The organism is Streptomyces sp. enrichment culture (genome assembly GCF_964273145.1).
In the GTDB taxonomy this organism is placed as follows: domain Bacteria; phylum Actinomycetota; class Actinomycetes; order Streptomycetales; family Streptomycetaceae; genus Streptomyces.
Map to the genome: position 1 here is coordinate 5,262,577 of NZ_OZ186873.1, position 12,663 is coordinate 5,275,239.

9 protein-coding genes and 1 pseudogene are annotated in these 12,663 nt (G+C 74.1%); 3 read left to right on the top strand and 7 right to left on the bottom strand.

Features of this window, described 5'->3' with window-relative positions; genetic code table 11:
* Window positions 1-191: 191 nt before the first annotated feature.
* The 5 genes and pseudogenes from ACSU6Z_RS23670 to ACSU6Z_RS23690 form a co-directional block, all read right to left on the bottom strand.
* Window positions 192-2,954, bottom strand: a complete 2,763-nt coding sequence (locus ACSU6Z_RS23670; RefSeq protein ID WP_437048521.1) for a helix-turn-helix transcriptional regulator — start codon at window positions 2,952-2,954, stop codon at window positions 192-194.
* Window positions 2,955-3,214: 260 nt separating this feature from the next.
* A complete protein-coding gene (locus ACSU6Z_RS23675) occupies window positions 3,215-4,147 on the bottom strand; it encodes an alcohol dehydrogenase catalytic domain-containing protein (protein ID WP_437048523.1) in 933 nt (310 codons plus the stop codon).
* Window positions 4,148-4,242: 95 nt separating this feature from the next.
* The gene (locus tag ACSU6Z_RS23680) at window positions 4,243-5,232 is read right to left on the bottom strand and encodes an alpha/beta hydrolase (RefSeq protein WP_437048524.1); all 990 of its coding nucleotides are present in this window, start codon (window positions 5,230-5,232) and stop codon (window positions 4,243-4,245) included.
* Between the two features lie 318 nt (window positions 5,233-5,550).
* Window positions 5,551-6,204: a hydrolase gene (locus tag ACSU6Z_RS23685; RefSeq protein ID WP_437048525.1), complete on the bottom strand. Its 654-nt coding sequence runs from the start codon at window positions 6,202-6,204 to the stop codon at window positions 5,551-5,553.
* A 148-nt stretch (window positions 6,205-6,352) separates the two neighbouring features.
* Window positions 6,353-6,686, bottom strand: a pseudogene (locus ACSU6Z_RS23690) (transposase); the annotation flags it as partial.
* An 854-nt stretch (window positions 6,687-7,540) separates the two neighbouring features.
* Between ACSU6Z_RS23690 and rsgA the strand changes: the two are divergent.
* The 3 genes from rsgA to ACSU6Z_RS23705 all read left to right on the top strand — a co-directional run bounded on the left by rsgA (window position 7,541) and on the right by ACSU6Z_RS23705 (window position 10,752).
* Complete coding sequence (gene rsgA / locus ACSU6Z_RS23695; protein ID WP_437048526.1) at window positions 7,541-8,692, top strand: ribosome small subunit-dependent GTPase A; 1,152 nt, start codon at window positions 7,541-7,543, stop codon at window positions 8,690-8,692.
* Window positions 8,693-8,788: 96 nt separating this feature from the next.
* The gene (locus ACSU6Z_RS23700; RefSeq protein WP_437050449.1) at window positions 8,789-10,192 is read left to right on the top strand and encodes a DNA-3-methyladenine glycosylase 2 family protein; all 1,404 of its coding nucleotides are present in this window, start codon (window positions 8,789-8,791) and stop codon (window positions 10,190-10,192) included.
* Complete coding sequence (locus tag ACSU6Z_RS23705; RefSeq protein ID WP_437048528.1) at window positions 10,189-10,752, top strand: methylated-DNA--[protein]-cysteine S-methyltransferase; 564 nt, start codon at window positions 10,189-10,191, stop codon at window positions 10,750-10,752. The genes ACSU6Z_RS23700 and ACSU6Z_RS23705 overlap by 4 nt, the downstream gene beginning before the upstream one ends.
* Here the strand turns inward: ACSU6Z_RS23705 and ACSU6Z_RS23710 are convergent.
* On the bottom strand, window positions 10,739-11,221 hold the full coding sequence (locus tag ACSU6Z_RS23710) for a DUF456 domain-containing protein (RefSeq protein ID WP_437048530.1): 483 nt from the start codon (window positions 11,219-11,221) through the stop codon (window positions 10,739-10,741). The two genes, ACSU6Z_RS23705 and ACSU6Z_RS23710, sit on opposite strands and share 14 nt — an antisense overlap.
* Window positions 11,222-11,288: 67 nt before the next feature.
* A complete protein-coding gene (locus tag ACSU6Z_RS23715) occupies window positions 11,289-12,272 on the bottom strand; it encodes a winged helix-turn-helix transcriptional regulator (RefSeq protein WP_437048532.1) in 984 nt (327 codons plus the stop codon).
* Between the last annotated feature and the right edge of the window lie 391 nt (window positions 12,273-12,663).

A 12,663-nucleotide genomic window follows, 5' to 3' on the forward strand; every position in this document is an offset into this window, starting at 1 on the left:
TGAGCACGGTGGCCCCAGTCGGACCAGCCAAGCGGGTGGGCGATGCAGTGGAGGAGCTGGACGACGAGCGCGGTGAGCAGGCGCTGAATCCCGGTACAGGGCAGTGGGACCAGCCTGTCCGCGCCACGTGAAGGACCGAGGCCGGGCCCGCCACCCGGAGCCCCCCGTCCGGCAGCGGCGGCACCGGCAGCTCACGCGGTCTGCGTCACCGCCAGGGGAAGGCCGCGCAGTTGACGGCGCGAGGTGATGTCGAGCTTTTTGAAGATATTGCGCAGGTGGGTGTCGACCGTGCGTGGGCTCAGGAACAACTGGGTGGCCACCTCCTTGGAGGTGGCGCCCGTGGCGACAAGCCGCGCGATTTGGAACTCCTGCGGCGTGAGCTGGTGCTGTGCCTCAGCCCTCGGCTTCCGCACCTGCTCGCCGGCGGCCGCCAGTTCACGGGCGGCGCGTGCGGCGAACGCTTCCGCTCCGATCGACGAGAGCTGCTCGTACGCGGCACGCAGTTGGGTGCGGGCCTCGGAGGGGCGCCCCTCACGTCGCAGCCACTCACCGTGCAGGAGTCGGGCGCGCGCGAGATGGACGGTGCCTTCGCTGCGACCGAGCTGAACGATCGCCTCCTGGTAGAGCTCGTCGGCCGCCGGGCCGTCCGTGAGGAGCGCCCGGGACCTCAGCTCGACCCCCGCCGCCCAGGGGGTGCGGCTGGCCCCGGCGCGTTCGGAGAGGCGCTCCATCACCGGGAGGGCGAGATCCCGCCGTCCGGCTCGCGCCGCCGCCTCCACGAATTCCACCGGGATCCAGGAGTGGAAGCCCGGTTCGTCGAGATCGCACGCGGGACGGGCCGCCCGCAGAGCCTCCTCGTACCGGCCGAGACCGTTGTGCAGCACGGCGCGGGCGTACTCGGTGACATTGGCGAGTCTGCCCTCCCCTCGCTCGTGGGCCGCGCGCATCGCGACATCGGCCAGTGCGGCCGTCGCGGCCTCGTCCCCCCGCCATGCGGCGAGGGAGACATCGACGTACACCACGGGCGGGGCGCCGGCGTCGACCGCGATCGAGTGGGTCTCGTCGACGAGTGCCGCCGCGTCGCCGAACTCCCCTGCGTGGATGTGAGCGAGGGCGCGGAAACTCAGGAGTACGGGAAGAGACGCCAGGGCGCCGTGCTGCCGGCACAGGGAGATCTGGCGGTCGGCCAGAGCTCTCCAGGCGGCGTCGTCCCACAGGTCCATCGCGGCGTTGCAGGCCATCCACACCTCGCCGAGGCCGTACTCGCTGCCGTCGTCGGCACGACGGTGGAGGTCGACGGCGCGGCGCAGCTGCGGGACGGCCGCGGTGTACCCCTCCCTCACCTGAGCGGCCAGCCCTTCGAGAAGTATGTCCAGCGGGCGCGGGGGGTCTTCGGCGGGCGGCATGGCATGTGCCGCGTCCGCCACCTCGAGCAGGCGCGGCCCCTTGGCGAACCGGCCGACGAACACGGCCGCCGCAAAGGCGTCGAGCAGCAGCTCCCGGGCACCGGCGGCATCGCAGCGCGTGGTCAGCTCCGCGGCCCGCAGGAGTCCGGCCACCGCTTCGTCGTCGCGCTTCCTGTCGAAGGAGACCCGGGCGCGCAGGGCGGCCGCCTCCGCCCGTCGGGGCTCGTCGTCCGGTCCCAGGTTCGTCTCCGACATCGCCACCAGCGTCAGAGCCGCTTCCGCAGCGCCTGTGTCGCGCTTGGCCCGGGCCGCGGCCAGCGCGCGTACGGCACGGCGGCCGGGATCCGGCGTGAGGGTCGCCGCTCGTTCGAGAAAAGCGGCGGCCGCCGCGATGCCACCGCGTGCCCGTGCGCGTCCGGCGGAGTGTTCGAGTGCCGCGGCGACGCCCTCGTCGGGGCCGGCGGCCGCCATGGAACGGTGCCAGGCCCTCCGGTCGGGTTGGGCGTCGGCGTCCGTCACCTCGGCGAGCGCCCGGTGCGCCGCGCGGCGGTCCTCCGGGGAGGCGGCGCGGTAGACGGCGGAACGCACCAGTGGGTGCCGGAACCGGACCCAGGCGCTGACGGTCAGCAGCCCGGCGTCCTCGGCCGGTGTCACGGCCGCCGGATCGACGCCGAGAAGTTCCGCTGCCCGCCGCAGGAGCGATGGCTCCCCGATCGGCTCCGCCGCCGCCGTCAGCAGCAGGAGCCGGGTGTCCGCGGGCAGTCCTTCCCAGCGGCTGCGGAAGCCGGCCTCGACACTTCCCGGTGCGGGCACCGCCTCGGGAACGGCGAAGCCGCCCGCCAGTTCGGCCGTCCGCGGCAGCTCCAGCAGGGCGAGTGGGTTGCCCCGCGCCTCGGCGATGATCCGCTCACGTACCTGGCGGTCCATCGGCGCCCGGAACTGGGAGGCGAGCAGTCCGCGGGCATCGGCGTCGGCCAGACCTTCGAGGCGCAGCTCGGGAAGGTCCGTCAGTTCCGCACCGCCCGAGGGCGCCCGCACCGCGAAGACGACCGCCACCGGCTCGTCGTGAAGCCTCCGTGCGACGAAGGAGAGGGCCTGCGCCGAGGCCCGGTCGAGCCACTGGGCGTCGTCGACCAGGCAGAGCAGGGGCTGTTTGCCCGCCGCCTCCGACAAGAGGTTGAGTACTGCCAGGCCGAGGTGAAAACGGTCGGGCGTACCGCTGCTCAGCCCGAAAGCCGCCTCCAGCGCGCCGCGTTGAGGGCCCGGCAGGCGCTGCAGAACACTCAGCATCGACCCGCAGAGTTGGTGCAGCGCCGCGAACGCGAGCTCGCTCTCGAACTCGGCTCCGGACACTCTCAAGGTGCGTACCCCGGGCGCCGTCCTCATGTACTCCAGCAGGGCGGTCTTGCCGATACCCGCTTCCCCGCGGATGACGAGGGCGCCACCCCGTCCTGCCTGTGTCCGGTGGAGTAACCGATCGAGCACGTCCGACTCGTGACGGCGGCCGAGGAGCACGGGACGCCGGGGAACGAAGCGGTTTGCCGGCATAGGGCCTCCGCCGCCGTGACACCTCGGTGGGCGGCGCCGGGAGCGGGGGGCGTCGAACCTGCCCGGGACGACCGTCGAAGCCACGCGGCACAGTCTCTGAGCAGCGGTTATACCCCCTCGCCGGGAGCGTATGGCATGGCCGTTCGGCGCGTCAACGAAACGCCGGACGGAGATCCGGTCACGAGCGGCACGCCGGTGACGGTCGCTGTTCCGGGGCGGACCGGACGCCGCCGGGTACAGCTTGCTCGCGGCGTGCCGGCTCAGAACGTGATGGTCACCTTTCCGCGGATGTGCCGGTGGGCGAAGTCGACGAGCGCGCGCCGCGCTTCGGAGAACGCGTACTCGGCTCCGATCGCGATGCGCAGTCCGCCCGTGGCCGCCTGCGCGGCAAGGGCCGCAAGCCGCCCGTCCGGGGTGGTGGTTCCTCCGTACACGGCGGTGACGCCGCGCTCGAAGGACGCCGGTCCGCCCAGGGGCGAGACGAGGCGGCCGCCGCCGCGGGCCGCGCCGGCGGTCAGCGCCAGGGCGGGGCCGGTGTTCGCGAGGTCGAACACGACGTCGACTCCGCCCGGTACGAGCCGGAGAGCCTCCTCGGTGATGTCCACGTGCTGGTAGTCGATGGTGTGCAGCGCTCCCAGACCGTCCAGGAACTCCTGGTCGCCGGTGCGGCCGGTCGCGAGCACGACGAGGCCCGCCTGGCCGGCGAGCTGCACGAGGTAGGAACCCACGCCACCACCTGCGCCCACCACGAGCACGGTGTCGCCCGGGCTCGTTCCCGAGATGTCGAGCAGCGCCGCTGCGGTCAGCGCGGCGGTCGGGAGCGCGGCTCCCTGCGCCGCGGTCAGTCCGGCGGGCCGTACGGCGGCCGCGGCGGTGGCCTTCACCAGGACGTACTCGGCCAGTGCTCCCGAGGGGACGCCGTTCCAGGCCACGATCGCCTCGCCGACGGTGAAGCGGGTGACGTCGGCGCCGACGGCCTCGATCACCCCGCTGACGTCGACACCGGGCACGAACGGGTGCCGCACCGGCAGCACGTGCCGCATCGTTCCGGTGATCAGGGCCTTGTCGATGGCGTTGAGGGCGGTCGCCTCCGTCCGGACGAGCACATGGTCCGGCCCGGGTACGGGTCTGGGCAGGTCGATGAACTCCAGGTCCTCCAGCGGTCCGTAGGCGGTGGCGGCAAGGGCTCGCATGATGAGTCTCCTCCGTGGTGCGGGTTCAGCGGACGAGGTGGCCGTGCGGGGCCGGCGGCGTGGGACGACAGCGGGCGTGGAGGCCTGGCCGGCCGTTACAGGTGCAGAGTCCGGCGAAGCCAGCGCACCCGCGCCGCCCTCGCGTCCCTGGACAGGGTCGCGTCGGGCACGAGGGCGTCGAATCCGTGGAAACCACCGGGCCAGACGTGCATCTCGGCCTCTCCACCGGCCTGCCAGACGCGCGTCGCATAGGTGACGACCTCGTCCCGGAACGTTTCGGCGGAGCCCACGTCGATGAGGAGCGGAGGCAGCCCGGACAGGTCCGCCGCACGCGCCGGTGCGGCATAGGGGGAGACGTCGGGCCCGCCTCGCAGGTCTCCCAGCAGCGCGCTCCAACCGGTGTTGTTCGACGTCCGGTCCCACACTCCGAGCCCGGCCATCTGATGGCCGGAGACCGTGGTGTCGCGGTCGTCCAGCATGGGGCAGACGAGTATCTGCCCCGCCGGCGCCGGTTCGCCCCGGTCCCGCATGAGCAGCGTGAGCGCGGCGGTGAGGCCGCCACCCGCGCTGGCCCCCGCGACGACGATGCGGCCGGGGTCGATGCCGAGTTCGCCGGTGTGGGCCGCGGCCCACCGCAGGCCCGCGTGGATGTCCTCCAGGGCGGCGGGGTAAGGATGCTCGGGGGCCAGCCGGTACCCGACCGAGACGAGTACGAGGTGCAGTTCCTGCACCCAGTCCAGCATCTCCGCGAGGAGACTTCGGTTGTCTCCGAAGACCATCCCGCCGCCGTGGGTGAAATAGACCGCGGGCAGGGGTCCCGAGACTTCGGCCGGGCGGCAGACCAACAGGGGGACCGCCGGCGCGCCGGCCGGGCCCGGTACCCGGAACTCCTCGACCACGAGGGACCCGCCCCGGCGCAGTTCCTCGTCGGAGGGGCGCGCGGCGCGCATGGTCCGGCGTATGCCCGGGATCATGCCGGGCAGGACGGTCGTCGGGATGAGTTCGGACAACGGGCCGAGAGCATTGGCCAGTTCGGGATCGAAGGGGGGCGGTGGTCCGATGCGGCCGGTGGTGGTGATGGTCACTCCTGTTGTACGGGGTGGACGCTGGGAACAGGACCCGGCTTCCCGGCGGGGCCGGATCGGGGCAGGAAAGGACGCGCGGACCGCGGTGGCCGCGCCGTTCCGCCCGGTGCAGTACGCAAGGCGTTGCGGCAACGGCGACCGCCGGGCGGAACGCAGTGTCCGATCGCCGTCGGGACCGTCCGCCCACGCGGACGGGTCGGTCCCGCCCTCCGGCCCGTTCCGATCAGCCGCGGGGCGAGGACCGGAACCCGGGCCTTCGGGTCCCGGCCGGGCTGAAAAGTGCCGGGGCCCGGCCGGGGTCCGAAGACACGAGGGACGTCATCCCTTGTCGAGCCCGAGAAGCTGCAGTTCCCAGGCGAGGCTCGTACCGAAGCTGCCGCCGTGCTGCAGCATGATGTCGGTGATGCCGGGAACCGTCTCCTCCCGGGCCCAGTCCCGCTGCCACTCCGAAATGACGGTGCCGGCGCAGGTGGGGATGACACCGGCCTGGATCATGCGCTGGATGCCGCGCTCGTGGGCCTCGGTGGTGGTGGCGCCCGAGGCGTCCGTCACCGCGAAGACCCGGTAGCCGTCGGCGAGGGCGTGAACGGCGGGCCAGGCCAGGCAGATGTCCGTCCACAGGCCCGCTATGACGAGGTCCCTGCGCCCGGTCGCGGCCACGGCGTCCACGACGCGCTGGTCCTCCCAGGTGTTGATCGTGGTGCGGTCGATCGGGGTCTGCTCGGGGAAGACTTCCTGCAGCTGGCGGATGATCCGGCCGCCCCGGTCCTCCACCACGGTGGTCAGGACGGTCGGGACGTCGAACAGCTTGGCGCCCTTCGCCAGGGCCGTCACGTTGTTGACCACCAGGTTGGTGTCCGTGCTGCCCATTCCCGCGAACTGGGCGCCCTGGTGGTCGATCAGCAGCAGAACCGAGTTCTCGGGGGTGAGCAGAGCGTCGAGGCCGGTGTAGGTGATGCCGTGGTCCGTCATGGGAGGCTCCGGTGTCCGTGTCGGTCGCGGCGCCCACTGGCCGCCGTCGACTCGAAGTTCCCACGTGGCCGCAGGCCCGCGCATCGGCGATCCCTACGTAAGCCAGGTACCTACTGAGGACTCCGGGTCGCTCGGCCGGTTCCGTTCGGCGGCGTCCGGCGGTGAGCCGGCCGGCGAAGGTGATGCCGAGGGCTTGGAGTGCGGCCTTCCGGCGCGTGGTCCGGCGTTCGCGTCCGGTGCCGGTCGGGTCCGGGCACACGACGGCCGGGTGGACGCGTGTGAGGGCGGCCTGGTCGGCAAAGGAGCGGCTCCGGGCCCGGACGGCCCTGCGGGTCCGTGCGTTGACGCTCTCGATCGCGTTGGTGGTGCGGACGATCTCGCATTTCCACGTCGAACCGGAGGAAGGGCACGAACTCCCCCCAGGCCGCCTTCCGGAGCCGGGCGATCGCCGGATGCCTCCCGCCCCAGTCATCGGTGCACTCGTCGGGTCGGGCCGGCGAGTTCAGTGTGCCCGTGGCGCGGACACGCAGGCCGAACAGGGGGATCTCAGGGCCGGCATCAGGATCGGAGGCGGGGACGGGAGCGCGGCGTCGATTCTCACGGACACCGTGACGGCCGTTCGACCAGGAGCCGGACTCGGGCGACAACCGGCCGTGACGGATCTGGAGTTTCCCCGGCAGCTCATCGAGGTCCTCTGCCGCGTGCTTCGTCATGGCCGCGATCACGATGCGTGCCGCCGCGGCTGCGTCCTGCCGAGCGTCATGGTGCCGCCCGGTCGGTAGTCGGCTGTCTCGAAGTCAATCGCAATCCACTCGGTACTCATGGCCCCCAAGCTTCATGCGATCCTCATGTGTTTCCCGAGGTCCGGGGAGCTGCCCGAGGGGCGAGTGGCCTCGTGGTCCTGTCCGTCGGACGGAGAAGAGGCCGTCCTGGACGAACTCGACGGTGCGCCGTGGGGGTGGAACAGGCCCAGCAGCATGCCGGACACGGTCCGTGATCCCGGCGACGGTGCAGGCGGACCGCGTCGGGCGTAGGCCTTGTGCCAGTGAGACGGCTCGCTCTGCCGAGCTGCGATCCACGAGCGGAAGGGGGCCGGAAAACATGATGGCGCGCGATCGCCGGCGGCTCTAGGCTGTGCCGTGTCGGCGAAGCGCTCTGTGAGTGCTGTTCGTTCGAACCGAGATCTCCGGGAGGTGTGACCGATGGCTGTCTCCGTGGTGGGCCCTGCCCGCATCCAGTCGCTCGTTCCGTTCACCTCCGTGGTCTCCGGCTGACGCCTCCCTCCTTCCGCGCCTGTGATGCGTGGCGCCGGGGGCTGCCCTTCGAAGGGTTTCCCTTGAATCTCTCTTCTCCTTCGGCTTCGTCGCACCCGCTGGCCCGCTTCGGCTGGGACGAGGGGTGGGAGGCCGAGTTCTCCCCGTATGCCGTGCAGGGTCTGGTACCGGGCCGGGTGGTCCGGGTCGACCGGGGGCTGTGCGATGTGGCCACTCCGGACGGTGTGGTCCGGGCGGACACCGAGTTCGTCGTTCCCCGTGACCCGATGAAGGTCGTGTGCACGGGGGACTGGGCCGCGGTCGACCCGGAGGGCTCCACCCCCCGTTACGTGCGGACGTTGTTGCCGCGGCGGACGGCGTTCGTGCGGTCGACCTCCTCGAAGCGGTCCGAGGGTCAGGTGCTGGCCACCAACATCGACCATGTCGTGATCTGTGTGTCGCTCGCGGTCGAGCTCGACTACGCGCGGATCGAGCGGTTCCTGGCGTTGGCCATGTCCTGCTCGACGGGTGAGGCACTGCTGCGTAAGGCGGCGGACCCCTGGGAGTCCGGGGCGCAGCCCGTGGTCGTGCTCACCAAGGCCGACCTCGTGCCGGACCCGGCGACGCTGGCGCACCTCGTCCAGGACGTCGAGACGGCCGCCCCGGGCGTGCCGGTGCTGCCCGTCAGCGCGCTGTCCGCGGAGGGGTTCGACGTCCTGTCCGCCGTCGTCAGCGGCGGCACGACCGTGCTGCTCGGGCAGTCCGGCGCCGGCAAGTCCACCCTCGCCAACGCGCTGCTCGGCGAGGACGTCATGGACGTCCGGGCCACCCGGGACGTCGACGGCAAGGGACGCCACACCACGACCACCCGCAACCTGCTCCCGCTGCCCGGCGGGGGAGTGCTGATCGACACGCCCGGGCTGCGCGGGGTCGGGCTGTGGGACGCGGGCGACGGCGTCGGCCAGGTCTTCGCGGAGATCGAGGAACTGGCCGCCGGGTGCCGCTTCCACGACTGCGCCCACGAGAGCGAGCCCGGCTGCGCGGTCCGCGCCGCCCTCGACGCCGGTCGACTGCCCGGACGGCGGCTGGAGAGCTACCGCAAGCTGCTGCGGGAGAACCAGCGCATCGCCGCCAGGACCGACGCCCGGCTCCGCGCCGAGATGCGCAGGGAATGGAAGCGCCGGGGCGCCCAGGGCAGGGCGGCGATGGAGGCCAAGCGCGGACGTCTGCGGTAGGGGCCGGCCCCGCGCGGCGGCAGCGGCGGCAGGAGCACCGTCATGTCCGATTTCCGCCAGCCCGGACGGCCGGACCGGCGGAGACTGGACAACGTGATGGACGAGGACACCAGGTACGAGGCGGTGCGCAGCCGGGACGCCCGGTTCGACGGGGCGTTCTTCTTCGCCGTCGAGACGACCGGCGTCTACTGCCGGCCCAGCTGCCCGGCGGTCACGCCGAAACGGCACAACGTGCGGTTCTTCGCGACGGCCGCCGCCGCGCAGGGCTCCGGGTTCCGGGCCTGCCGGCGGTGCCGTCCGGATGCCGCGCCGGGCTCCGCGGAGTGGAACGCGCGCGCCGACGTCGTGGGCCGGGCCATGCGGCTGATCGGCGACGGCGTCGTCGACCGCGAGGGCGTCACCGGGCTCGCCGCCCGCCTCGGCTACAGCACCCGGCAGGTGCGGCGGCAGCTCACCGCCGAACTGGGCGCCGGACCGGTCGCCCTCGCCCGCGCCCAGCGGGCGCACACCGCGCGTGTCCTGCTCCAGACCACCGGCCTGCCCGTCACCGAGATCGCCTTCGCGTCGGGGTTCGCCAGCGTGCGGCAGTTCAACGACACCGTCCGCGCCGTGTACGCGGCGACCCCCGGCGAGCTGCGCGCCGCCGCGCCCGGAGGCGGCCGGGCCCGCCGCGCGCCGGCCCCGGCCGCCGGGATCCCGCTGCGGCTCGCCCACCGCGGCCCCTACCGGGCGGGACCCGTCTTCGACCTGCTCCAGCGGGAAGCCGTCGCCGGCATCGAGGAGGTGACCGGCACACCGGGCCACCGCGTCCTGCGGCGCACCCTCCGCCTCCCGCACGGCACCGCGATCGCCACCGTCCACGAACGCCCGGGCGCCGCGCGAACCGCCCGGCGGGGCGCCCACCCCGGCGGCTGGCTCGACGCCCGGCTGCACCTCACCGACCACCGCGACCTGACCACCGCCGTCCAGCGGCTGCGGCGGCTGCTCGACCTCGACTCCGACCCGTACGCCGTCGACGAGCGGCTCGGCGCCGACCCCCGGCTCGCCCCGCTGGTCGCCGCCCGCCCCGGACTGCGCTCACCCGGCGCCGTCGACCCCGAGGAGCTCGCGGTGCGGGCGCTGGTGGGGAGCGCGCGGGCCGCGCGGCTGGTCCGGCGGTACGGCAAACGGCTGGACGCCCCTTGCGGTAGCCTCACCCACGTCTTCCCCGAACCGGCCACCCTCGCCGCCGCCGAGCCCGACGGCCCCCTGGGCGCGCTCACCGCCGCCCTCGCCGACGGCACCGTACGCCTGGACCCCGGCGCCGACCGGGACGGCGCCCACCGGGCCCTGCTCGCCCTGCCGGGCCTGGACGCCCGTACGGCCGCCGTCATCCGCGTCCGGGCCCTCGGCGACCCGGACGTGGCCCCGCCCGGCGTGGACGCCCCCGACACCTGGCGCCCCTGGCGCTCGTACGCCCTGCACCACCTGTGCGCGGCAGGAGAGTTGGAGTATCCGTGACCATCGACACCGTGACCATCGACACCGCGTCCGCCGAGGCCGGCACCACCTACTGGACCGCCCTCGACAGCCCCGTCGGGCGGCTCCTGCTCACCGCCGGCCCGGACGGGGCGCTCACCTCCGTGTCGGTCCCCGGCCAGAGGGGCGGGCGAACCGTCCAGGAGGACTGGCGGCGCGATCCCGGGCCCTTCCGCGCCGCCGCCGAGCAGCTCGCCGCCTACTTCGACGGGGAGCTCAGGGAGTTCCGGCTGCCGTTGCGCGCCGAGGGCACCGCCTTCCGCACGCGCGTGTGGGACGCCCTGGACGCCGTGCCGTACGGGACGACCACGACGTACGGCGAGATCGCCGCGCGGATCGGCGCCTCCCGGGCCGCGGTCCGGGCGGTCGGCGGCGCGATCGGCGCCAACCCCCTGCTCATCGTCCGGCCCTGTCACCGGGTGATCGGCGCGGACGGCTCCCTGACGGGATACGCGGGCGGGCTCGCGTGCAAGACGCGGCTGCTGACGCTGGAGGGCGTGCTCGGCCGGGCGGACGTTCCCGCCGGGTTCAGCCCGCGATGACCGCCCCCAGCCACGCGGCCGCCACCAGCAGGCAGGCGAACAGTTCCGCCAGCACGCCGGAGCCGCCCGAGCGCATCACCGCGCGCAGCGCCGCCACCGCCTCGCCGTGCCGGCCCAGCCGCAGCCGCTCGGCGAGGTAGACGCCGCCCATGAAGCCGGGGAACGCCCCCACCACCGGGATCAGGACGAACCCGAGGAAGGCCCCCGCTCCCGCGAACACCGCCAGCCGGCCGGTGGCGCCGCTCGCGCGCAGCCGCCGCGGCGGCAGGGCCCAGCGCACCGCCTGGGAGAGCAGCAGGACGGCGGTGGCCCCCACCAGCACGCTCCACGCCACCGGGCGGGGGTCCTTGAGCGCCCACCACAGGACGCCGGCCCACACCAGCCACGAGCCGGGCACCCCGGGCAGCAGCACCCCGCACAGCCCGAGCAGGATGACCAGGCCGGCCAGCAGGAGCTCCACCACTCCCATCCCACCAGAGTGCGGGAGGCCGGCGGCGCCCGCAGAACCGGTGCGGTGCGCGCCGCGGACGCGGCGGTCAGCGCTCCCGGGCCACCCAGCCCCGCTCGTACGCGTGCCAGCCCAGCTGCAGCCGGGTCGTCACCCCGGTCAGCTCCATCAGCCGCTTCACCCGGCGCTGCACGGTCCGCAGCCCCAGGTCGAGCTGTTTGGCGACACTCGCGTCGGTCAGGCCGGCGAGCAGCAGGGACAGGATCTCCAGGTCGGTGGGGTCGGGGCCGTCCGGTTCCCGCTCGGTCACCCCGGACGGGCCGAGCCGCAGCGGCAGCGCGTCCCGCCACACCGACTCGAACAGGCCGCGCAGCAGCTCCAGCAGCCCGCTGGCGTGGACGACCAGCGCGGCGGGCTCCGCGCTGCGCGCGGTGAGCGGCACCAGGGCCAGCGACCGGTCGGCGACCACCAGCTTGGTCGGCACCCGGTCCGCCACCCGCACCTGCTCGTCACGGCCGAGCGCGGCCGTCAGCCCGGTGACGCCCTCCGGCAGGTCCAGCACCGCCCGCTCGACCACCACCCGGTAGCGCACCCCGCGTCCGGCCGCCTGCTCCTCGGCGTCGTTCTCCGCTCCGAAGACGGCGATCGGGTTGCCGGTGACCAGCGCGCACACCTCCTCGCCCGCCCCGAGCCGGAGCTGGAGGAAGCGCTGGGCGACCGCCGCCGCGCCGGTCACCACCTCGACCAGGTCGTGCGCCGCGGGCTCGGCCGCCGCCGCCCGGTACTCCTCCGCCAGCAGCGCCGCCGCCAGCTCCGCCTTCTCCAGCTCGTGCCGCTGCCGGGTGAGCAGCGCGCCCAGCGCCACACCCGGCGGCGCGGCGACCCAGCGGCCGGGCCGTGCCGAGGACCGGGCCGCGAGCCCCTGCCGTTCCAGCCGGCGCAGGGCGTGCTCGGTGGCCTGCTCACCGAGGGCCAGCCGCCGCGCGAGATCGGGCACGTCGGCGGCGCCCACGGCCACCAGCGTCCGGTACGCCGCCTCGTGCGTCTCGTCCAGCCCCAGCACTCCCAGCATCAAGCGCAGCCCCTCCCCTGAACCCGGCCCAACCCGGCTCGCCCCGCCGCCCGTGGCGGAAAACGGCCACGGCGCGAACCCGCCTGCGCACATCATCGCCGTACCGCCCGCCCCTCTGCCAAGGCGGGGGCGCCGGGGCCCCGGCGGCCGTCCGCAGGGCCCCTCCGGGAGCCCGGGACGCGGAGCCGTTCCGGCGTCGCCGGGCGGTTCCTCCGCGGGGGGTGGAACCGTCCGGCGGCCACCGCCGCATCGCCGTAAGGCCGTTCGGTGTCCCACCCGCCCCGGCGTTCCCGCCGGTCGCGGTCCGGCGCAATTTCCGGATCTCCCGTTCTCCCGCGGCCCGCGCGGTGGACAATCGGGACATGAGCCAGCAGGGGGGAAGGCCCACCGG

What these genes read in the sequence shown, in the direction of transcription:
- ACSU6Z_RS23670 (WP_437048521.1), bottom strand. Translation starts at nt 2,954, where the DNA reads ATGCCGGCAAACCGCTTCGTTCCCCGGCGTCCCGTGCTCCTCGGCCGC.
- ACSU6Z_RS23675 (WP_437048523.1), bottom strand. Translation starts at nt 4,147, where the DNA reads ATGCGAGCCCTTGCCGCCACCGCCTACGGACCGCTGGAGGACCTGGAG.
- ACSU6Z_RS23685 (WP_437048525.1), bottom strand. Translation starts at nt 6,204, where the DNA reads ATGACGGACCACGGCATCACCTACACCGGCCTCGACGCTCTGCTCACC.
- ACSU6Z_RS23700 (WP_437050449.1), top strand. Translation starts at nt 8,789, where the DNA reads ATGGACGAGGACACCAGGTACGAGGCGGTGCGCAGCCGGGACGCCCGG.
- ACSU6Z_RS23710 (WP_437048530.1), bottom strand. Translation starts at nt 11,221, where the DNA reads ATGGGAGTGGTGGAGCTCCTGCTGGCCGGCCTGGTCATCCTGCTCGGG.
- ACSU6Z_RS23715 (WP_437048532.1), bottom strand. Translation starts at nt 12,272, where the DNA reads ATGCTGGGAGTGCTGGGGCTGGACGAGACGCACGAGGCGGCGTACCGG.